The sequence below is a fragment of the Streptococcus mitis genome, assembly GCF_047460035.1.
GTDB classification, from domain to species: Bacteria; Bacillota; Bacilli; order Lactobacillales; family Streptococcaceae; genus Streptococcus; species Streptococcus mitis_DW.
Genome location: NZ_JASHHB010000003.1, coordinates 165,450 through 188,832 on the forward strand (window position 1 = coordinate 165,450; position 23,383 = coordinate 188,832).

A 23,383-nucleotide genomic window follows, 5' to 3' on the forward strand; every position below is an offset into this window, starting at 1 on the left:
ACCTCAATTTTAGAAACAAAACTATAAATTAAGCTAGATTTCAAGTAATGAGGGGATAACTATCTTTTTATCATTCTGATTCAGTGCGATATACCTTAAAAAAGTATAAGCAATACCAGTGACACCTGTATACAAAGAAAAATCTGGAAAATTGCTTGTTTGGACGATACGATACTCTCCTTCTTTTGATTTATTCATTATAACACTACACAATAAAGACTCCAATTCCATACTAGTGTCCATTTCTTTCATGAAGTCGATGTAAAAATTTATTATGGCCATACTTCCATGGCAAAATGTATCATTATCTAAACTAGCTACAATTTCCTCTGGAACACTTTGGGGATAATTAACTAATGTCCCAAATTCTCCACTACACCACTTCAAAGAATGAATTTGGACTTTCTCCCTAGGAACTAGTTGTAAAATTAATTCTTTATATTTTTTAAGTCTTGTCTCTTTATAAATATTTTTCAATGTAAAAATTACACCTGATAGTCCATGACCAAAACTATATCCAAAATTACTATTATCTCTCTCGCTTACATCATTATATAGCGTATCACCTAAACTTAATACTAGCCTTAGAACACGTTCCCTCTCTATTCCTCTCCTATAATATCTTATCAGTGTATTAATTAAAGGTAGAAGACCATTAATATAGTCAGACTTGTTTGAAACACTTGCAAAATTAGTCTTTTCAAGCTCAGTTAAAACACTCTTTATATAATTTAAGCATGCGAGAGTATTTGTATCGTAATCCTCTATAATGGATAGAACAATGAAATATCCTAGATCACCAGTTAAACCAAATGTGGTCTTAGATAAAGAAACAGATGGCGGAATTGCAGATAACATTTTATTGTACAGTTGAGTATATGATGATTTATCTTTCAATAATTTTACATAGTACATAAACAGTAGTATTCCAGCTCTCCCCCTATACATATCATTACCCGTTTGTTCAAGACACCATTTTGAATCTTTAAAATTAACAGGTATACTCCAAATTGGATATTCGTCATAAATATTATTAATAACCAAAGAGTCTGCAATATTCTCTACTTCATTATGCAGAATTGTAAGTAAACTTTCATTTTGGAGTTTTTTTCTATTAGATATGTTTAATTTGTATCCTTTTTTTCGCTGATTAAAGCTTGGAAAATAAATTTCAATGATATCAAGTTGCTTTTCTAAATCTTCCAAATTATTGTTAGGTAAATATTTCATAAAATAGTCATATCCAGAAAATTGATGTAGGGAAATAAAATGATTTCCAAAATCATCGTAGATTTCGTTGAAATGTGTATCTGTATAAAAAATCGGAATATCTAATAACCTCATTTGTTCACATTCACTTGCTACAATACCTTGATTAGAAAACTTATTGCTCCAGAGATTTTCCAATGCTTTTTCTCTATCTAACATTTCTTCATAAAAATCAGGATGATATAAAAAAGATAGTACTGAAGCATAGCTATTTGTATCTCTAAAAAGTACCCTTGTCTTTAAACCATACAAGTTTGCTTTTAATAGCATTTTAAATTCTTCTGTTTTATTTAACTCTTCAAATATCAGATAAAAATCCCTAAAACCTCTTTTGAAATCTTTTATATACTTATCAAAATCTATATCACCATCCCGAATAGGGAGGTTTTTCCCACCTTCAAAATCAATTTTCCCAATATCAAACTTTACCTTATCAGTATTTAAATTAATTAAAACTTGACCATTAAAAGCATCCTTCTTAAAACTTCCTGTAAGAGCACTCATCTCAACATCAAGACCATCCTCCCTTTTCACTCCCTCTGTTGGAAGAAGCAAAGTTCGAGTCACCCTGTGAAACAGAATATCCAGCAAACTCTGAGCAGTTTTATCATCAAATAGAGGTTGCTGTAACATTGTTTCAAAGTCTATTACTACAGGCATATCTCCATAGGAAATCAAATTTTCAAAATGTATATCACTCCCATTAAATAAATATATAAATGCTAAAAGCACACCGAAATTATAATAATATTCAGGTAATTTTTTCTTTTGCTCTAGAGGTAGATAATCAATAAATTCTTCATAGCTGTGATCCGAATAAGCAATAGTTCGAGGTATTCTTATCCTAATTTTTTCATCAACCTTTCGGATATACTCAGCAATAGTATTTAGTGAGTTATTGATTATTAAATTTTTAGGCTTGTAAACAATTTTCGCGTCATCAAAGAAGAGTATCAAAACCGTTTTTCCTTCGCTGTGTGTATCACCCTTTCCAAATTTTATATCATTTAATTTCCCCCTTAGCCCAAATTCTTCTTCTAATACACTAAAATCATTTTCTAAATTTGATAAAATTTCTATAAAATAAGTATAGAACCGAAGACAAGACTCCGATATTTGCCTCAATAAAACGGGATATTTGTTATAAAAATTTAATAGATGCTCTTCCTTGTCAAGCAATGTTATAAAATATTTGTACCGTTGCTGCTCCGATTCCCCTTCAAGCAAACCTTTTTCACGCAATGAATTTATCTCTAAAACCAAAGGTTTAACAATCCAAGGATAGATTAAATCTTCTAAATAAAATACTAGAGAGGAAAGAATATTTCCATTCTTGTCAACCCACTCGTATTCTTTATTATCTAGATAATTATTGATTAATTTAAGCAAATTAATAATAAAGGGTTCCAAAATTCTAGAAAAATCTTTCTTAAAATTAATTCTTTGGGGATGTTTTCTAAATATTTCAAATGAACCCTCCGCAAATTTATACCATTCCGAATTTTCAGCATATTCTGAATATAGTCTTATCTGTTCCTCAGTATAATCATAGTTCACAGTGTTAGAAAATATTTTTTTATTGTAATTATTTAATTTCAACATTTCTTCAAAAGTTTTTTCAGAAATAATTGACATTGTAGAACGCCAATTATTTAATGAAAAGTTATTTAAGGAATTATCATTTCGTTCAGATAATATTTGATATCTTTCCTTAATAAACAATGTTTTATGCACATTTTTAATTTTATATTTCATTTACTTACCTCCAACCTATACGACTTACTATTGTTTTTTAATAAAAAACCTCTCTCAAAATTATTAGTTACGAGAGAGGAAAATAAAGAGCAACTTTTATTTTTTAAAATTGAATATTTTATTTTTTCTTGTTATCTTTGCCACAACGAGTCTGAGCTGAACCCAAATATGATGCAATAAAACTTAATGTAGCAGAACATATAATTGTTGATCTAGGGTCAGCACCATCTGTGCCACCATAAACCAATTGCATTTCTTCAAGGGATAATTCTTTCAAACTCTTTCCGATTACAAAATCATTTTTCATTTTAATTTACCCCAAACAATCATTATTGTAGCTAACTAGCCCCCCAATACCAGAAACAAGTGCACTAATACATACTTTCGAGCTAGCTGCAGCTGATTTCAAAATTAAAGGAGTAGGCGTCCAACGTGGCTCTGCACCATCAGATGCACCATATATTAAACTCATTTCATCAGCAGACAATGATTTTAAACTTTTTCCACAAAATTTTTCGTTTGAATTAAAGTTGGTCATAAGTAATAACTCCTCCTTATAAAAAGTTAAATAAGTTGCTCTATATTTTTTGTTTTTTTAGATAAATTATAACTCTATCATTCTCGTGCAAAATACCGGGTTTTAATCTGCCTTACCTACATCAAGACCACTGGATTTATTTTGTACTCCTATCCTCACTTCATAAGAGAAGGCTGAAGTATCTTTCGGATTCGGTTGTCTGTAAAAAAAGACGTTGCTAAATGCGATAGAACCTAACAATAAGAATGCCATCAACTGATTAATTCCACGTTTTTTTCTCATGTAATGAAAGCCCTTTCTTTTTCCTTGACTTTATTTTAACTGATATATCTCATAAAGTCAAGAGTTTTTATTTATTTTTGGAATTTTTTTCTTTTATATTCCTAAAAAGAATAAATAGATCTTAATAATTGCTATTTTGAACTAAAAAAATTATAATTAACTTAAATAAGTTGAAAGGATTACTGTTTTTTAATGAATATACTCTCCGAAAAATTCAGAACTAAAAGAAAAGAACTGGGACTTTCCCAACAAACTCTTGCAGAAGGAATTTGTGAACAAAGTCAGATCAGCAAGATTGAGAGAGGGCGTTTTATTCCCTCCGCAGACCTTTTGTTCAAACTCTCTCAACGACTTGAGGTCCCGTTGGATTACTTTTTCAATGAACAAATTGAAGTAAAATCTAACCTATCTAACTTCAAGAATTTATCTTCTCGTCTACTAGAAGATAGAAATTATAAAGATTTAGAATATCTTTATAAGATAGAGTTAGAGCGAAACAATTTTCTAACACTAGAAGACAAGATGTATCTTGAATGGATAAAAGCTATTATTGACTTCTATCAATATGACCACAAGTATGAGGCTATTTCTTATTTGGAAAATATATTATCAAAAGTATCCTCAAATACTCTGATTTACTTAAAGGTAATGAATACTCTATCTAATTTCTATTCCTTAGTGGACCGTGAACAAGAATATGAAGCAAACTACTTTCACTTAATGGAGTTGTATCAGACAAAAAATCTGGATTATCAAGAGTTTTTATTTGGTTACATCAGAGTTCGTTACAACTACGCTCACTATTTAGTGTCAAAGGCAAAACATAACGAAGCTATCCAAGAAGCTCTTGAAACGATTGAACTCTGTAAAAAGCGACAAACAAGCTACCAATTAGCTCCCCTACTCATACTCGTCGGAAATGCTGGAGAACAATTTCTAGATAAAGAACAAGTCAAAAATTATTATATAGAAGCAAGGGAATTATGCAAGATCTATAATAATCCTTTAATGCTTATGAAGATAGAAAATTATTTAAAGGAATTAGATACTTTTTAATTTATCTTGATATTGGAGTTCTACCTGAACCTTAAATAACCTGTAAGACTGATAGTGAAATTAATACTATCAGTCTTATAATTTTTCTGTGGTATCTCAAACAACTAGATTGATTTATTTTCGTGTTCTAAATTGGTGATATTTTGACGCCCTGTGTTATCAAGTATGTTGATAAAATTCTCCAGTCTCCTAATCTTATATTCGTAATCATCTATCGATTTCATCATGGATTTTTGATTTTCTTCAATCTCTTTCTCCACCTGCTCCATTTTAATGGCTGACGTCATGTTCATCTTAGCATAATCATATTTTGCCAATCTTCTATTTTCTGGGCCAGAATTATTGAGATTAATTAGTACTTCTGCTACCTTATTAAGATGAGCTAGTTTATCCTGCAAATCTGTAATGGTCAAATCCAGCTGGGCGATTTCCTTGATTAACTCATCTTTGATTTACTGGTAAGACTGATTGTTAAAGTCTAATTCGATAAGAAGATTCACCTCCGCGATTTTCTCTTTGAGGTTGGCAATGGTTGGTCGCCTACGTCTAGGGATATGCGTGCTGTCGTGAGTAAGTTGACGGATTAGTTCACGCCCTCTCATGTAACGATTGAGGTCTGAACTTTCTTTTATCCAAACAATTAATTGATGAAAATAATTTATGGCTGATGATTATTGATAAGAATAATAATGCTGCGATGAGGTTTTGCATATTCTTACCGTTTTTGACATCTCTAAACAATAGATTATTGGCAAACTCAAAGATAATGACCTCATGGGCACCTCACTCGCTGTCCTTTCTCTCTGGCAGTCTGAATTAATTCAGCATTATCATTATAAATTGACGAGAATAAGCATATTATTTGTCATTAAATATCTATAAAATAAATTTAAAATGTCGAGATAGTTACATTGCCAGCATTTCTATTACTGTAATGAAATCTCCATATCAAATTTTTGATTAACGCCTTTACCAGTATTCAACATTTTTACAAATGTTTCTAATCTTTTTATGAGTCTCTCATACTCACCAATATGGTGACCTAGTTCCTCTTGCAATGCTCTTATTTCTTCAGTCACTTGTTCTAATGAAGTTGATTCTGTCAAGTTCAGTTTTGAAAAGTCATATCTTGCAAGCTTTCGACTGCTCACATCCTCACTCTTCAAATTGATAAGCACTTCCGCCATCTTATTTAAGTTGGCGATTTTTTCATTAATTTGATTTAGTTTTATATCTATCTCTGCTATTTCTTTTACTAACTCGTCTTTAATGTCTTGGTATTTCTTATCTACTTCAGTTAATTCAATGAAGAGGTTAATCTCAGTAATCTTTTCCTGTAGACTCTTAACTGTAGGTCTTCTGTATGGTATTACTCGACTATCGTTGGTTAGCTGTCTTATCAATGTTCGTCCTTTGACATACTGATTCTTATCCGAATGTTCTTTGTTATATACAAAGTATGAGGTTGTCTCACGTATAAAGATTTTATATTTTGTTTGATTCTCTTCTTCCAGAATATCTAATTGATAATTTGGAATGAAAATGAGACCACTCTGATTAATACCAAAAGACATTTTGATATAAATGCCCTCATCAACTAGCTTCTCTATTTGGTTCTCTGCAAGTTCCACTTCAAATTCACGAACGGTATCTCGTTTTTCCTTAAATGTCTTAAAGGCTTCCTCAATCTCTTCAGTGGATACTTTATCCTTATATCGTTCTTCTTGGAAAACATGGTACTGTTCCTGTAAATTCACTAATCCTTCTGAAGCAACGACTTCCTTATTTTTAAAATAATCTTGAAAAAATTTGACATCATATAATTTCTTATCACTTATTTTTTGATGACCCAAACTTATCTTTTGATTATCTTCTTCCAGGATAAAAGTTACATTTTTTTGTTTTAAGTCAATGGTTAGATTCAATTCTTTTACTTTTGTTATTAACTCTTCTAAAGAATTGACACGGTTCAACAAAAATTCTAAACGACTTTCAATCTCTTGCTTAGCAAAATGCGTTCTAAAAAATTCTTCATCATATAGATCTCGTTTGCTGAGTTGGCGTCCTCGAATTGGTTTTATCATCGTTCTATCTGTCATCAAAAAACGGCTATGCTTTTGACTAAAATCAATCTGAACATGCAACTGCTTTGCTTTCTCTAAAAAATCATCAAACGATTTAGATTGCTGCAGCAAAAAATAAAGACGTTGTTTCAATTCAAACTTATGACTAGATTCCCTATATTTTTTATAATCTCGATAGGAATAACGTTTCTCAATAATTTTTGCACCAGCCACTTTAGAAATACGATCTGAAATCATACGGAGGTTTCGTTCCAAGGCATAGTTCCATATCAACTTTTTATCTGAATTGCGGTCAATAGCATTGATTAGGATGTGATTATGAACATGATCTTTGTCTGTGTGAGTTGCTACGATAAACTTAAAACGACCTCCTGTCAATTCCATCATGGTCTCATAACCAATGCGGTTAATTTCTTCAGGTGTCAGATTATCTTCAGGAGAAAATGATTGAATGAGGTGATGAGCATGAATAGTTTGTTGGTGTTTTTCTTGTCGGTCGTTTCTGGATTCGTACAACTTGTCATTATTGCTGAAGTTGACATTGTACATCTCTACCATTTCTGCATGACTAAGGAAGTCCAAGTAATTGCTCATGCCAAAATCAGATACCAATTTCAAATTGTCCGTTTTATCAGGATTAAGAATATACTTAATTAAACGCCTACGATATTTTTTTCCGTGCGTCGCAAAGTGTTTAGTAACTACCATGAAACTCCTTCAGTCTTTTCAGCTCCACTAGAAATTCTTTGTCCACTTCCTTAATTAACTCTCCGACTCCTTTACTCAATTCTTGTAATTGGTCCTGAGAAATCAGATGGCTTTGATTAATCGCACGCGCAATTTGATTGATGTTATTTCCAATCCGTCTCAATTCAAAAACTAACTGGTCATAAGTATCAGTGTTAATCGTGACAAATGACATATTGGGATTAAGCAAAACTTTTCTGGCATAGACTGAGAAATTTTGACAATTGCTCTTAGCAATCCGTTCATTCAATTGGTGTAATTCTGGATCAGTTAGAAACACTTTTTTGAGATTGGTACGATAGCGATAAACCATTACATCCTCCTAACCCATATATTTTTTACGGAACTCACGACTGAGTGGCTGCACTTGATTCACTTCTGCAATCAATTCTTGAACGCAAGTCAATAAGATTGAGACGTGCTCTTGAGTCACTTGATGATTTTCTCTTGCGACAACCAGAACTTCATACACATCTCGACTAATCTGTTCAAACTTTTGAGACTGCCAAAGGGAGAACCAACTTTCAAAAATTCTATCCTGATAATTCTTTTCCAATAAATTTTGACGAAGAAATTCTGAGAAACTATCCACTTTTTGTTCCCTCATCATTTCTTTTATCTGTTTTTCTTCTTGTCTCGTGATTCTAAATTGCTTACGGATTAACTTAATTTCTTGTCCCATCTTACCATCCTTTCAACATTACACTTGTCTGACAATGTAAGGCTGCCTCACATTGTCAGTACGATTCCTAAAGACCTCAGTCTCTCCTTGTTCGGTCTTTGCGAGCTCAGACATTGTGTCCACAATATCCCAAAAATCATATCGCCAGCCGACCAAAACCTTCTAGTTTTGACAGCTAACGATAAGATAACTTGGTGTCTTCGCCCCCAAACCCCCATAGAAAAATCTTAGCTTGATTTTTTTAAGTTGAGAAAAGTATAGCAGAAGACATTTGAGGAAGTTATCACAAGGGAATAAGGGTATGAAAAAAGAGCCTAGTGGCTCTCCACATTAAGTATCGATTTCATTCATCACTACTTACTGAGTTAAATCAAAACGTTATCTTTAGTAGTCTCTCCTGCTAAAAGTATAAGCTGACTTAAACTATACTAGTTTATAACAAAATGAGGGATACATCTCTCTCTTTCTGTAATAGAACTTTCCATATCATCGCATTTTCGAATTGTATTAAATTTTTCTTCATATTCATTATAAAATGTTGAATAAAAATTTCTTAATATAAAAATCAAGAATTGTCCAGGAGTCACAGCTGATGTGACTGGAATTCTACAATTTTTATATTGCCCTAAAGTCAAGTGAGATTTAGGATGCTCCACATCAATACTATTATAAAAATCATAATCAAATCTTATTGGAAATGGATAGATATTTTTGCTAATGATATCAGAATATAATTCCTCATATCCATCACTTTCATCAGTTGTTCTATTGTCCTCAAATGCAAACAAAGATGGGGAAGGAAAAAAAGTCAACCTATGAGTTAAAATCTTTTTATCTTGTTCATCAATCTCATATGTGAGTGATATTAGTGCTCCATCAACTAACTTTACATTATAATTTTTGTCTTTCTCTAGTTCTTTATACAAATCTATATACTCTAACTCATTATCAAAAATAACCTTATGATTTTCATCTGCAACAGCTGGAGTAATTTTGGTTATAGTTTTTGAAATACTTTTTCCCTTTTTCCTTTTATCATTAATTTTTTTTAACATCTGCTTTGTACTAGGATAATTATTAGAAATCTCTAATCCCACCTCGGTCAAACACACTGTAAAATCTATAATTTCTTTATTTATAGCTTCGCTTAATTTTTTTGCCATGAATTTAATCCTTTTGAAGGAATTTGAGAAGTATTTCCCGATCTTCTTGTGAAAGGTCTAGATCAAAGCCTGATAACAAACCGTCTTTAACCCCCTCTACAATCTTCTCAATACCCTTATTAACATCTGCAATTGAACGTTTTTCAGCTGATGTTTTATCTCTATTTATAGTTTGAATCAGCTTTAATTGTTCTTTAGTAGGATAATGAAATCTTAAATCAAATTTGTTTTCTCTCACAAGTTTGTACTCTTCTGAAAGTAGGTCCATTTTTTCACCAACACCAGTCACTCTTACCCAACCTTTACTTCTTGTCATTGCAGTGAATAATCGATTTCGAACAGTTTGCAACTCATCAGAAGAGTCGTAACAGTCTTGGGCATTCATAACATAAACCATAGAAGCCTCATTGCCTTTTGCTCTGTATATTCCTGTAAAAGTTATTGATACATCATCAATATAAAAAATATTAGCATTTGCTTCACCAGCGATTTGACTAGTATATCCGTGTTCATATAATATTGCTCTAACCTTTGCAACTTCTTGTTTCGTTTTAACAGGATCTGGATTTATTACAATAATATCTTTTGCAGTTAAGTCGTCTGACTCAATATTTTTAATAATTTCTGTAGCTATCCACTCACTTTGATCTTCTTTACTAGTAAAAGTTTTAAATAAAAGTAAGTCATCAAAATGAGAATGTTCTTCTAAAAATTTAGGACTCGTTTTATTAGTCCGTGTTAACTGCACTTCTTGTCCTAATTCTATGTGTTTGTCTCTTGTAAGAACATTTTCATATCCAACTTCGTTCCATAGTTCAGCATCTTCAAACATTTGAATTAATCCGGTGTTAGAACGCTCATCAGTATTACGATAAACACCAAATCCTAAAGCATGTGCTGTCACCAAAATTGGTCTAGGATTTCTATAACATTTTTCTAAGACAATATCTTCACTATCATCATTTCTCTTTAGAGTAACTCTCGGAGTGTCTGTTTCTCCTTCATTACCAAATAGTTCTTCAGGAGATGGCAAAGATTTTCCTGAGAGACTTTGAAGTTCATCATATGCATACACAATTCGCTTATTATCTTTTGCTAAATGATAACAGATTTGGAAAAAATATTTAGAGAAATCCTGAGCTTCGTCTATTAAAATTGCGTCATACATTGGCACTTGTTGAGTCATTTTATTAATAGCTTCTTCACAAACTTTTCCAAATGGTTCGAATCCAAATTTTCTTTTTGCTTGTGAGTAATCATAGTATTCAGCATCATTCTGATATTTTATAAACTGATGATACAGTCCATCATCATCGCCACCACTAGGACGCCCCCAGGCATTTAATACCTTTAAATTTTCCCAATTTGGTAATGTTTGTGTCTGCGCCACATAAAATCTAGTAATCAGTTCTTTAAACTGTTCTTTGAGAGATCTTGTATTGAATGTTACTACAATTTTCCAATCTTGATGTTTAGCATGTAGGTATGCTGCTTTCATTGCTAGTACAATTGTTTTACCCGATCCTGCTAATCCTCTAATTCTCTGGACACCGTCTACAGATTCTACCACCGCCTTACTTTGCTGTGGGTCAAGAGTTGCAATATGTTTTTTTACCTCCTCTATCTTAGCTCCTCTTGAGCTAGGAGAAGTTATTCTTCTAACAGTCGTATTTTCTCTAATATTTTTTATATTTTGAATTACAGATTTTGTTTGATTAAAATCATCATCCGAAAAATCATCTATATCCAAATCGTCAAGTTTATTTATAAGTTTATGAAGAGTCTTATTATTAAAAATCAAGTACTCGTCATCTTCATTACTTTCTAAATGAACTTCCGGTGCATATGTTACGATTGTTAAAGGGAGCTTTAGTTTCCTCCTATTTGTTAGCTCTTTATATGATTTTAAATAGCCGTCCACAATATTGAAAATTTCATCCTGCTTATCCTCAAAACCATCAATATCTTGTTTTTCTGTTCCAGATATTAAATCAAAAATAACTACTCCATATCTCCTAGAAATGAGTGTAGCATCTATAGGGTATGGACCTTGTGTAGTTCCAATTATTGGATAACCTACATATAAGGTACTATCCTCTTCTATTGGCAGTTCTGTAAAAAAATCAATCAACATCTTATCAACTACTGGGTTTTTAGAGGATCCTTTTACTATTTCCATTATTTGTTCTCTTTTCTAAATGTTTTTATCTATTATAACATATATTAAATACTAATTTACAAGTAATGCTGATAACCTAGAACTAACAATTTCATACAGCTATACTTTCTTGATATACACTACTATTTTAACTTCTCTTTTCCCCCCCTCAACATCTCTTTCTCTACCTGACTCCACTCCCCAAACAGTAACTCTTGAAGAATATCTGCTGCTGAAATTTTATCTTCTCCTGAATCATGTACACAACTTCTATCTCGTTGGTAAATTTGAATTCTTTCAAAGATAGCTAGTTCTTCCAATTGTCGTGTATTATCAACTATATGATTTACAATAAAATCATGATGTTCTTTTGGAGTTGCGCGTGCTTGATTTGGATTGATAGCGTACAGTTCTTCGTATCGGATAAGGGTGCTTAGATAGGACAATTCGGGCTTTGTTGCGATTATGGCTAATTGTACTTCATATCCCTTATTTTTCAAGAGTTGTGCCGTTTTCTTCGAAACATCAATTGTTCGTAAAGTTCCCTCGATCAAAAGATTGTATCCCAAATGACTCAATTCTGTTACTAAAGACTCTACCATTTTACCTGCAAAATCTTTGGTGTATTCTACACTGTCTTTGCCATATTCTTGCTGCAGTTCTAAATAGCGTGGATGCTGAGAACGAAAACTATCGCCATCTATGATAACAATATTTCCTTGAAATTCTTTCTGTTTAATACGATGAATTGTAGTCTTACCAGCACCACTTTGCCCTCCAAGCAAAATCGCTATAGGTTGCTTACTGGACTTTTTTCCTCTTGTCAGTGAGCGAAGGTTCCTTGCTAAAGCCTGTTTAAATTGACTATCGGTATAATCTTGGATTCCCATTAGGCTACCATCCGTTTTTCAGATATCTCTAACATACGTTCAATTCCATCCAAATAGCCGCTATATCTCTCTATTTCATCAAAAGTTTCTACTAAATAGATATTCGTATGAATCAAATTAGATAGATCATCACTCATTAAAATCCAAGGATTAGATTCATCATTGATGCTAATCCCCTGACTATCTTGATAACGATAGAGTCGAGATAATAGATTAGCACCTCTTTCTTTGACAATTTCAATTTTTAAAGTCAATTCATAATCTTCAACAGGATTGAGCATTTTATCTTCTCCTACAATATCGACATAAGATACATTAAACTTCTGACAGATGATATCTATTAGTTCCGTAGAGACTGAACTAGTTCCATTTTCATACCGACTTAAGCTGTTCCGAGAAATTCCTATAATTCGGGCAAATTCGGGTTGTGTTAAGTCATGTGTTTTGCGTAAGGATTTTATGTTTTTTCCAATCATGGGAAACTCCTTGAATTTGATAACACCATTATAACATTTAGAAAAATAAAACGCACCATTTTTGGTGTGTTTTTAACAAGAGCTACACAAATTTCTAACAAAGAGCAATATAAAAACCCCACCAAGATAATTCCTAGTGGGGTTTCGGTGGGGAACACAATTTTTCTCCCAATTATTATCGCCTTTATATTGTCTTAAACCTCATTAAACAAGGGTTCCGCAATATAATTGCGGTACTCTATTATTTAATTCAATAATTTGACTTTCACCGAATGATCTAAAATTATTAATAATTACTTTTGTTAACTTCATTTCTTATCTCCATTACCTGAAACTAATTCACACAACCGTTCCTGTCCCACCTTATACAAATCAAACAACTAAAAATAAATTTATGGTATACTAGTGATAATAAATTGTTATCGGTAGGAGAAATTTATGGGAAATAGTGATAAAATAAAAATTTTTTTGAGTAGACCTAATCCGTTTACTGAAAACCAAGATTTTTTTATCAATGAAATTGTATCGTTATTAAAAAGACATAATTTCGAATGTATTACATTACAAGCTGCAGAATATACTCCATATGAAGTTATGGTATCACTACGTGAGATGATACAAAGAAGCTATGGCATGGTTATTTTAGCAGTTGGTCAAACATATATATCTGAAGGAATTCGTAAAAAAGATGCTGAGGATAATCCTAGATTTTTCGAATCAAAAGAAATCCACTTAGAAAATAAGTGGATTACTAGTGTGTATTGTCAGATTGAAGGAATATTAGCATTAACTTTTGATCTGCCTATATTGACAATTCCTCAGGAAAAATTGACAAGAGAAGGTATTTTACATCAGGGTGAATACTCAATTACATCACCTGAATTTACCTTAGACTCAAAGGAAAAAATTCTTCAATTTGTAGAATCCTCTGAGTTTAGAAAAAGTTTTGATAAATGGAAACAAATGGTTATAGAAAAATATGAATTCATCAAAGGGGGAGAATTAGGTTATAAATAGTTAGTCCATAAGCTTTAACTTAATTCTTTCTAAATCTTCCCTTAAGAGCTTTCTTCCCTCATTTATAGTATTACTTTGTCTCTTGGTTTCGCCATAAACTTTGTCCGATAATGTTTCAATAATTCCGGAAATATATAGAAGCTCTTCTCGGTTAGATTGTAACCAGATATCATCATACATACTAGATTTTCTAATCAAATTTTCTAATGAACCTAATATAATTTTTGCTGTATACTTTGCAGTATAGTAGTGTTCTTTTAAAACTTCGGTATCTGTTTCAACACTTACAATTTTTAACAGCGTAGCACAATAATTTCTAGCACAGTATATATTGTTATCTTCAAAATTCATACCCAATCTATAGTAATTTATAGCTGACAATAAATCTCTTTTATCATTTGTAATATAAAATATTCGTAAAAATATCGCACCATATATCCCTAAAATTTTATGGTAAGTAGTGTTGTTTATATCAAGATAAGTATTAATTTTTCTCTGTGCTTCTCTCAAATTATCTAAGGATTTTTCATCTTTTTTATATGCTGATAACAAGTAGCCCGCTAAAATTTCATCATCGACATACCCTTTTTCTAAAAGTTCTTTATATAAATTTTCTGCTGTTACATACTCTTCGGCATCTTTAAATTTTTTTGCTATTCTTGCTAGGTCCATAAAGGAATTTTGAGATGTTTCTATAGAAATATTATTACTTTCCTCCATAGAATTATTTCTTTCGACAATTGTATATAAGTTATTTTCAAATACCGGACTATCTATAAATCTTTCGTCACTATTTATTGCAGAAGTAATGTACTCTGTGAGTATATCTTTCACTCGAACAACTTCATCAAGTTCATTCACTTTGTCAGAATCATATCTAATTTGAGGTAGGTGAGAAATATCAAAAAAATTAATTTTAGCAGTATGATTATCACATAGGATAATTGTAGATTTAGGTCTCATTGCATGGCGCAGTCCTAATTCATAAATTGCATTTTGATTTAACGTAGTAATGTCAGCAATAACAATATCAGCTTTGAATATACCTTCAATAAATGTTTTTGTAATATTTTGAGTTGTATATACCTCATCAGCTCTAAATCTATTCTCTCCATGAATTGAAGTTAACTCTTTATTTAAAATAACAGGTTTAATAATATTTGAGTATACAGCATTTAAATCAACCTCAATATTTGTATTTGGAATTTTTTTTGTGTTAAATCCCATTACAACAAAACAACTAGTCATTTTTTTACCTCTCCTACCGATAACAATTTATTATCGCTATACAAAGCACCTAAATAGGTTTATAATAGCATGATTATTGATAAAGGAGATTTTTATGGATTATAAACTTATTTCTACTTACTTAGATTATTGCAAAACTCATAAGCGTTTGAGTTCGCACACGATTCGCGCTTATAAGAATGATCTTATGCAATTTTATAACTCAGACTATGATAATGTCGAATCCTATATAGAACAGTTGACACGATCTAACATAAAAACGAATACATTAAGAAGAAAAATTGCTTGTATGAAGGTGTTTTATAACTATCTAAAATACCAGAACATAATTGAAGAGAATCCCTTCAATCAATTGCGCTTTCAATTTAGAACTGAAAAAGTATTGCCTAAAACGATTCCGTATGACATTCTGAAAAGCATTTTTATATATTTAGAACGGAAAGTAATTGTATCTAAAACTGACTATCAAAAACAACACGCTGAAAGAAATCTACTAATTATTTCACTTTTACTTTCAACAGGCATCAGAATTTCTGAACTTTGCCACATTCATCTCAAAGACATTAATCTGTCCAATAAGACACTCCATATTATAGGAAAGGGTAAGAAAGAACGTATCCTATTTTTAGGAGATCAAAAAACATTCAATTTATTAGAAACATATATAAATAAAACAAGAAATGAATCCAATGATTTCTTGTTCCCAGGGAAACATTCACTTAAACCATTGTCAGAGCAAAGTGTACGTTTAGTAATAAAGAGAATCGTTGAACAAAATAACTTTTCTAGAACTATTACACCGCATATGTTTAGACATAGCTTTGCGACAATGCTTCTAGATAGTGATGTAGATATTCGATATATTCAACAAATTCTTGGACACAGTTCTATATCAATCACACAAATCTATACTCACGTATCTCATTCAAAACAAAAAGAAATACTTAGTTCTTTTAATCCTGTATCAGCGTTTCATTCTGAAATCGAATAAGAGAACTTTCCAAAGCCTACAGTTTAGTTCATCTAAAATTAATTTTTGTAGTTCGACTTTAGTTAATAGATTTTATGCTCAACAAAATCAAAAAACATATAAAACTTCACTTTGAATCAGCATTTATAATATATTCTGTATTAAGAACTCCATAATTGTTTTCTAAAATACTGTCTTCAAATATTCTTAAATATAATAAAAAGAGATTGATAAATGAACTTAATTACTGTAAAATCGAATAAAATCCTCCCACAATAAAATAAATTGAGAAATTTATTTCCTACTTAGGTAAATTTCTCAATTTATTTACTTATTTTTATTTTGAAAATTTGGTAAAAAGATTATCTACATTGTTTCTCATAAATATCTAATATGATCTATTCCCAGTAGATTACTATACTCTTATGATTTTATACTTTATTTTTAGTATTTAAATGACTACTTATTATAAAAATTCCAGTAATAAATAAGGCGATTCCTAAACGAACAAAGTTAATCGATTGTTCTTCTCCTGTTTGGGGTAAATTTTTTACTTCCGATTCTATTTTTTTAAAATTAGTTGATGCTATAAAATCTGATTTATATTCATTAAATTTACTGTAAAGTAGTTCAGGATTCTCCTGATTTTTAACAGCAACTACACTATCTTTAGAATTATCCTCTATATTTTCAATAGTCTTTCCAAAAGTATCTTGTGATTTAACTAAAATCTTTTTCTGTAAATTTTCGTCAGAGAGTGGAATATCTTTAGGGATTTGATTTGCAATTGTTTTAATTTTGACTGTATCCTCTTTAATATCCATAGTTTGCATTGAATTTTCTGGATTTATAATATTTTTATTATCATTTTCAAATTCTCTTTTCGGCTTCTCATCAGTTTTTCCAAAATAGAGATAATCGTAAAGTTGTTGTGCAGTTATTCCTCCACCAACCCAACCAGAAATAGTTTTACCATTTTTAAAATAAATAATTGTTGGCGTTCCAGGAATACCGATTGTTTTAAAAATGAACTCTTTAGCAGAATCATCAAAATCAGCACCATCTATATCGTAATATTCTAACTTTTTATCAATCAGCATATTAAACTCTTTCAATACTCCAGAAAATTCACGACAATGATAACATGACCCTCTTCCAAAATATAAAGTATGTTCCGAATCTTCTGAAGTGAATATCTGACGAACTTCAGCAATACTAATTTTATTAAAATCAGACACATTTGAAGCGTATTCTTCAGATGTTACTGAGTTCACGTCATCAGTTTCTTTCTTAGTAATTTCCTTCGTCGATTGCTGAACATTTTCACTATCGGTAGATTTTTGTTCAAGTAAAGATTCGTTACTAGTTTCTATTACAGCTGGTGCTAAATTTAAAGTTGATGGCACTGTATCAGAAAATTTTGTTTCAGCACTTTCAGCTAAAACAAGATTCGGACTAATGGTGACTAATACTGCAGTACTAACTAATAATGATTGTAATAAATATTTCTTCATAATGTGGCTCCTTTTTTATTGATAATTTTATTTTACACATTTTTAAATTAAATTTTCAAGCAAATCCTAAAAGGTAGCTATATTATACCGAAATGGTATTTTACTATATAATATTCATTTATCAAAAAATTATAATTATCTTAATCTGGAATATATTTAATTGTAAAAATACTGATTATGATATTTTTCGCTCTGCAGAATAGAAACATCATTTACTTTCAAAATAATGATTAACACAATCATATTTATTTTTAAAAAGATTTCTTAACTACCTCCTCTCTCAGGCTACATAAGCGTTTTATTCGGATTTCCTATATTTTATGAACAATAACCACCATTTATGTTTTCATACTACCATCCTACCAAACAAATAATAAAAACAGACAATTCTACTTTCAATTGTGTACCCTTTCGCTCCTCTTCCATTATAGAATCATCCTGACTACTATAGGATTGACTGACTTCTCATGATTCGTTGTTAACTATGCTTTCAGCTATCATCAGAATCTCACCTCAATATATAAGTTGTACATCTTTCCTCATTACTCTCGTGATTTACATATACCTATTTGAACTTTAGAGTTCTGAAATCCCTCATCTACTATACATGACTTACTATCCCTTCCTCTTCCTACTACCTCATGATTATCCTGCTTACGAGTAACTATTTAGCCCACCAGTAGCGGGTTCTCACGGAGAACTTATACCTCAGATGAGATACTTGACCTTCTCATCGTACCCAAATAATTAGGCTAGTCAAAAACTCATTTTTAGGAAAAATAGTGTGAATCTCACTACAATAAAACGCATAATATCAAGGTTGTTCATTCAATACCTGATAATATGCGTTTTTCTGATTTTAAAGACTTTTCCCAGCCTATTTGATTATTATATTGTACAAATGAGTTAAATTAAGATTATGAAATTTAACAAATTTGAAATGATTTTAATATCTTTTATACTCTCTAAAAACACCTCTGTAATACATCATAATACCTATTACAGCAATAAATTTATGAATAATAGTATTTGATCCGAATAAAATGTTTAGGACTATAGTCGTCATTATAAAACTAATTGCAAATATAAAACAACGCTTCATTTATGCCTCAACTAACTGTATCGTAGCAAAAAGCTCCAGTTCCACCAAGAAATCCTACAATAGCTCCACCAGGTCCAAAACCAGCACCACCCAAAATAGTAGAACCCAGTGTACCAACAATACATCGTGCAGCATCTAAACCACCATTAATGATAGTTAGTTCGCTCGTATCAACTGTATCAAATTTTTCTAAAATATCAAATGTCATAATTATAATTCCTTAAAATTTTGTTTTAGCTAAAAATTATTACATGCAAAAACTTGCAACTCCTACTAACACTCCTCCAAGTACTCCCCAAGGTCCTGCTACAGCACCAAGACCTCCTATACCAACAATACCTTCAAAGCATGAAACTCCACCTTCAATATTGGATAGCATTACTTCATCCATTACTTCAAATTGTTTCACCATTGTATTCATAATGAATACCTCCTATATAATAGATATTTTTTGTCAGATTGTAACCCTGACAAGTTCAGTATAGCAGAACAAAAGAGAGTTTTACCGTAAAGTCTTTAAATGTACGATTTTCATCACGAAACGTATTTTTTCATAATTTGTAACCATTTATGATTAAAAATATGCTGTTAACAAAATGGTGTTAACTAATTTTCAAACCCAAAAATACCACTCAAGATATTATATGCTCCATTTAAGATTTAATCACTTTTTCTACCTATTTTTTGTCATAATAGTCTTGTAAATAAAAAGAAAGGATTTAACAAATGACATCTTACAAACGAACCTTTATCCCTCAAATCGACGCTAGGGACTGTGGAGTCGCCGCTTTAGCGTCTATTGCAAAGTTTTATGGTTCTGACTATTCCTTAGCTCATTTGCGAGAACTAGCTAAAACAAATAAAGAAGGAACGACTGCTCTTGGTATCGTCAAAGCAGCCAAAGAAATGAATTTTGAAACAAGAGCTATCCAAGCGGATATGAGCCTCTTTGAAACGGAAGACTTACCTTATCCATTTATCGTTCATGTTAATAAAGAGGGCAAACTACAACACTACTACGTTGTCTATCAAAATATAAAAAAATATCTTATCATTGGTGATCCTGATCCTACTGTCAAAGTAACAAAAATGACCAAAGAGAGATTTGCTTCCGAATGGACAGGTGTAGCTATCTTTCTGGCTCCATCTCCCAGCTATAAACCTCATAAGGATAAAAAAAATGGTTTGATGAGCTTTCTCCCCTTAATTTTCAAGCAACGCTCACTTATTTTTTATATCATTTTAGCTAGTCTCTTGGTGACTCTTATCAATATTGGTGGCTCATACTATCTTCAAGGAATTTTAGATGAATATATTCCTAATCAGATGAAATCAACTCTTGGCATTATCTCCATTGGACTGATTATCACCTATATACTTCAACAGATGATGAGTTTCTCACGAGATTACCTCTTGACCGTACTTAGTCAGCGATTAAGTATTGATGTGATTCTCTCCTATATTCGCCACATCTTTGAACTTCCTATGTCCTTCTTTGCGACACGGCGAACCGGTGAGGTCATCTCTCGTTTTACAGATGCCAATTCAATCATTGACGCTCTCGCTTCGACGATTTTGTCACTCTTCCTTGATGTCTCTATATTGTTCATTATTGGTAGTGTACTTTTGGTACAAAACACCAACCTCTTCCTTCTCTCACTAATATCAGTTCCTATTTACATCATCATTATTTTTGCTTTTATGAAGCCCTTTGAAAAGATGAATAACGATGTAATGCAGAGCAATTCCATGGTAAGCTCTGCTATTATTGAAGATATCAATGGTGTAGAAACCATCAAATCCCTAACTAGTGAAGAAATTCGATACCAAAAGATTGATAGCGAATTCGTGGATTATTTGGACAAATCTTTCAAACTCAGTAAATATTCTATCCTACAGAGCAGCCTTAAACAGGGAGCTCAACTCATACTGAATATTGTTATTTTGTGGTTTGGTGCTCAGATAGTTATGACAGGTAAAATTTCCGTTGGACAATTGATTACGTTTAACACACTCTTATCTTACTTTACTAATCCCTTGGAAAATATCATCAACCTCCAAACAAAACTTCAGTCTGCAAAGGTAGCCAACAACCGTCTTAATGAAGTTTACTTAGTCGAATCTGAGTTCAAAAATACTCAGACCTTAACTGATTCACCGTTTCTGGCTGGTGATATTTGTTTTGAAGACATTTCATATAAATATGGTTTTGGACGCGACACCCTAAATAACATAAATCTATCTATCAAACAAGGTGATAAGGTCAGTATAGTGGGAATTAGCGGATCAGGGAAAACGACCTTGGCTAAAATGATTGTCAACTTCTTTGAACCTTACAAGGGACGAATCACTATTAACAACAATGATCTCAAAATGATTGATAAAAAGGTTCTTCGACAACACATCAACTACCTACCTCAACAAGCTTATATTTTTAGTGGATCAATCTTAGAAAACCTAACCTTGGGAGCTAATCAAATGATTAGTCAAGAAGATATTATCAAAGCCTGTGAGATAGCAGAAATTCGCCAAGACATCGAACAAATGCCTATGGGATACCAAACAGAACTATCAGATGGAGCTGGATTATCAGGTGGTCAAAAACAACGGATTGCTTTGGCTAGAGCATTACTGACTAAAGCTCCTGTACTTATTCTTGATGAAGCAACTAGCGGACTTGATGTTTTAACTGAAAAAAAGGTTATTGAAAATTTGATGGCCATGACTGACAAGACCATCATCTTTGTTGCCCATCGTCTTAGTATATCTGAACGAACTAACCAAGTCATTGTCCTTAACCAAGGGAAAGTTATAGAGACTGGCTCTCATCAAGAATTGATGAGCAAACAAGGTTTCTATCATCATTTATTTAGCAAATAAGGAGACTTATCATGAACCCAAAGCTATTTAAAAGTGCAGAATTTTATCAGCGCCGCTACCATAATTTTGCGACACTCTTAATTGTACCATTAGTCCTATTACTAAGTTTCTTGCTTATCTTCTCTCTATTTGCCCAAAAAGAAGTCACCGTCACATCGAGAGGAGAGATTACACCAACTCAAGTCATCGCTTCAATCCAATCAACTAGCAATAACACCATAACAACTAATAATCTGTCCAATAACCAATCGGTCAAAAAAGATGACGTCGTTATCAAATACGCTGAAACAATGGAGAAATCCCAAAAACAAGCTCTTGAAACACAGCTAGCTACCCTAAATCGGCAAAAAACTGCAATCGAGACTCTCAAAGCAAGTCTGTCACAAGGAAATAACCTCTTTACAGGAGAAGATGAGTTCGGTTATATTAATACCTTTAACAACTTTATCACACAATCTCAAGATATAGAGTTAGGCATCTCTAAAACCAATGCAGAGGTTAATAATCAACTAGCTTTAGCAGGAAATACCGCCACTGCTATAGAGAAACAAATCAATAATATCTACAAACAAATAGCAGAGTATGAGGAACTTAGTCAAGCTATCACTAATAAAAGTTCGAGTTTGTCGGCTAGCAATCCACACAAAGCTACTTTAAATTCCTACTTAGTCCAATCCCAGCAACAATCTCAGCAAGGATTAGCTGATCAATATCTTTCTCAAATTAATCAGAGTATCTCAAGTCTAAAATCCTCTATCGCTAGTCTTAATATTCAACGAGCAGGTACAGGAAGTGTTGCGACTTACGATAGTAGTTTAGGAACCAAAGTAGAAGTCCTACGAACCCAATTTCTACAATCGGCATCTCAACAGCTGACAACTGTTGAAACACAAATCACAGAGCTGACAGCTCAACTTGGTCAAGCAAATGTTAACTTTGAACACAACACTATTAAAGCCCCAGGTACAGGAATCATTCATTTAAATAATGAATTTGATGGAAAAACTCTAATTCCAAACGGTAGTGAAATCGCCCAAATTTACCCCATTATTCAAGAAACTAAAGAGGTACTTATCACTTACTATGTCACTTCTGAGTATGTCCCTTTACTTAAAGAAGATCAGGTCGCACGTCTTAAACTAGAAAAAATCGGAAATCAAAGCACCACAATAATTGGGAAAATAAATTCTATTGATAGAACAGCAACAAAAACTGAACAAGGAAATCTTTTTAAAGTGACTGCACTAGCTCAAATACCAGATAAAGACAGTAACATCATACAATATGGTTTACAAGGCCAAGTAACGAGTATCATTGCTAAAAAAACTTACTTTGATTACTATAAAGATAAAATCCTCAATAACTTATAGATAACACTTTATAATCATATAGGTACCTTTTGGGATTTTCAAAATATTTTATTTATAATTAGGATATAAACGAAGGAGTTCTAAAAAATGGACAAAAAACAATTATCTCTAAAAAAGTTTCCAACAATAAGTTCTGAAGATCTGTTAAAGATTTATGGAGGAAACCTCTGGAAGAATTTTGA

20 protein-coding genes and 1 pseudogene are annotated in these 23,383 nt (G+C 31.9%); 5 read left to right on the plus strand and 16 right to left on the minus strand.

Features of this window, described 5'->3' with window-relative positions; all coding sequences use genetic code 11:
* Nucleotides 1-33 precede the first annotated feature (33 nt).
* From QM956_RS03990 to QM956_RS04005, 4 genes are all read right to left on the minus strand, one after another.
* A complete protein-coding gene (locus QM956_RS03990; protein WP_247933250.1) occupies nt 34-3,024 on the minus strand; it encodes a type 2 lanthipeptide synthetase LanM family protein in 2,991 nt (996 codons plus the stop codon).
* A gap of 118 nt (nt 3,025-3,142) precedes the next feature.
* Entirely contained in the window at nt 3,143-3,331 is a 189-nt protein-coding gene (gene pneA2 / locus QM956_RS03995) for a two-peptide bacteriocin subunit PneA2 (protein ID WP_000786759.1), read from the minus strand.
* 6 nt (nt 3,332-3,337) lie between these two features.
* Nucleotides 3,338-3,562, minus strand: coding sequence for a lichenicidin A2 family type 2 lantibiotic (pneA1, locus tag QM956_RS04000; RefSeq protein ID WP_247933249.1), 225 nt, complete (start codon nt 3,560-3,562; stop codon nt 3,338-3,340).
* 102 nt (nt 3,563-3,664) lie between these two features.
* A complete protein-coding gene (locus QM956_RS04005) occupies nt 3,665-3,844 on the minus strand; it encodes a PhrA family quorum-sensing system peptide (protein WP_033607253.1) in 180 nt (59 codons plus the stop codon).
* 192 nt (nt 3,845-4,036) lie between these two features.
* Here QM956_RS04005 and QM956_RS04010 point away from each other — a divergent pair, with 192 nt between their 5' ends.
* Complete coding sequence (locus QM956_RS04010; protein ID WP_247933248.1) at nt 4,037-4,900, plus strand: helix-turn-helix domain-containing protein; 864 nt, start codon at nt 4,037-4,039, stop codon at nt 4,898-4,900.
* Between the two features lie 104 nt (nt 4,901-5,004).
* On the opposite strand, the pseudogene QM956_RS04015 reads toward QM956_RS04010, so the two are convergent.
* From QM956_RS04015 to pezA, 8 genes and pseudogenes are all read right to left on the minus strand, one after another.
* Nucleotides 5,005-5,532: pseudogene (locus QM956_RS04015) on the minus strand (helical hairpin domain-containing protein); the annotation flags it as partial.
* Nucleotides 5,533-5,826: 294 nt separating this feature from the next.
* Complete coding sequence (locus tag QM956_RS04020) at nt 5,827-7,692, minus strand: SAG1250 family conjugative relaxase (protein ID WP_261051055.1); 1,866 nt, start codon at nt 7,690-7,692, stop codon at nt 5,827-5,829.
* On the minus strand, nt 7,679-8,044 hold the full coding sequence (locus QM956_RS04025) for a MobC family plasmid mobilization relaxosome protein (protein WP_261051051.1): 366 nt from the start codon (nt 8,042-8,044) through the stop codon (nt 7,679-7,681). Before QM956_RS04025 ends, QM956_RS04020 begins: the two co-directional genes overlap by 14 nt.
* A gap of 9 nt (nt 8,045-8,053) precedes the next feature.
* Nucleotides 8,054-8,413, minus strand: coding sequence for an SAG1252 family conjugative relaxosome accessory protein (locus tag QM956_RS04030; protein ID WP_261051046.1), 360 nt, complete (start codon nt 8,411-8,413; stop codon nt 8,054-8,056).
* 428 nt (nt 8,414-8,841) lie between these two features.
* Complete coding sequence (locus tag QM956_RS04035; protein ID WP_247933202.1) at nt 8,842-9,576, minus strand: DUF2290 domain-containing protein; 735 nt, start codon at nt 9,574-9,576, stop codon at nt 8,842-8,844.
* A gap of 4 nt (nt 9,577-9,580) precedes the next feature.
* Complete coding sequence (locus tag QM956_RS04040; protein ID WP_247933201.1) at nt 9,581-11,755, minus strand: DEAD/DEAH box helicase; 2,175 nt, start codon at nt 11,753-11,755, stop codon at nt 9,581-9,583.
* 122 nt (nt 11,756-11,877) lie between these two features.
* A complete protein-coding gene (gene pezT / locus QM956_RS04045; protein ID WP_247933200.1) occupies nt 11,878-12,624 on the minus strand; it encodes a type II toxin-antitoxin system toxin PezT in 747 nt (248 codons plus the stop codon).
* Nucleotides 12,624-13,100 carry a type II toxin-antitoxin system antitoxin PezA gene (gene pezA / locus QM956_RS04050; RefSeq protein ID WP_247933199.1) on the minus strand — a complete coding sequence of 159 codons (477 nt, stop codon included), beginning with the start codon at nt 13,098-13,100 and terminating at the stop codon, nt 12,624-12,626. Before pezA ends, pezT begins: the two co-directional genes overlap by 1 nt.
* Before the next feature lie 438 nt (nt 13,101-13,538).
* Here pezA and QM956_RS04055 point away from each other — a divergent pair, with 438 nt between their 5' ends.
* Nucleotides 13,539-14,117: a hypothetical protein gene (locus QM956_RS04055; protein ID WP_049532747.1), complete on the plus strand. Its 579-nt coding sequence runs from the start codon at nt 13,539-13,541 to the stop codon at nt 14,115-14,117.
* On the opposite strand, the gene QM956_RS04060 is transcribed toward QM956_RS04055, so the two are convergent.
* A complete protein-coding gene (locus QM956_RS04060) occupies nt 14,118-15,365 on the minus strand; it encodes a hypothetical protein (protein WP_049532746.1) in 1,248 nt (415 codons plus the stop codon).
* 94 nt (nt 15,366-15,459) lie between these two features.
* Here QM956_RS04060 and QM956_RS04065 point away from each other — a divergent pair, with 94 nt between their 5' ends.
* Nucleotides 15,460-16,356 (plus strand): tyrosine-type recombinase/integrase, encoded by an 897-nt coding sequence (locus QM956_RS04065; protein ID WP_219137284.1) that lies wholly within the window; start codon nt 15,460-15,462, stop codon nt 16,354-16,356.
* Between the two features lie 410 nt (nt 16,357-16,766).
* Here QM956_RS04065 and QM956_RS04070 read toward each other — a convergent pair whose 3' ends face one another.
* The 3 genes from QM956_RS04070 to QM956_RS04080 all read right to left on the minus strand — a co-directional run bounded on the left by QM956_RS04070 (nt 16,767) and on the right by QM956_RS04080 (nt 19,372).
* Nucleotides 16,767-17,849: a DUF6568 family protein gene (locus QM956_RS04070; RefSeq protein WP_219137285.1), complete on the minus strand. Its 1,083-nt coding sequence runs from the start codon at nt 17,847-17,849 to the stop codon at nt 16,767-16,769.
* Between the two features lie 1,109 nt (nt 17,850-18,958).
* Nucleotides 18,959-19,159 carry a bacteriocin BlpI gene (locus QM956_RS04075; protein ID WP_219137286.1) on the minus strand — a complete coding sequence of 67 codons (201 nt, stop codon included), beginning with the start codon at nt 19,157-19,159 and terminating at the stop codon, nt 18,959-18,961.
* Nucleotides 19,160-19,198: 39 nt separating this feature from the next.
* On the minus strand, nt 19,199-19,372 hold the full coding sequence (locus tag QM956_RS04080) for a Blp family class II bacteriocin (RefSeq protein WP_219137287.1): 174 nt from the start codon (nt 19,370-19,372) through the stop codon (nt 19,199-19,201).
* 305 nt (nt 19,373-19,677) lie between these two features.
* Between QM956_RS04080 and QM956_RS04085 the strand changes: the two genes are divergently transcribed.
* Complete coding sequence (locus tag QM956_RS04085; protein ID WP_247933197.1) at nt 19,678-21,831, plus strand: peptide cleavage/export ABC transporter; 2,154 nt, start codon at nt 19,678-19,680, stop codon at nt 21,829-21,831.
* A gap of 11 nt (nt 21,832-21,842) precedes the next feature.
* Entirely contained in the window at nt 21,843-23,201 is a 1,359-nt protein-coding gene (locus tag QM956_RS04090) for a bacteriocin secretion accessory protein (RefSeq protein WP_247933196.1), read from the plus strand.
* The last annotated feature ends 182 nt before the right edge of the window (nt 23,202-23,383 follow it).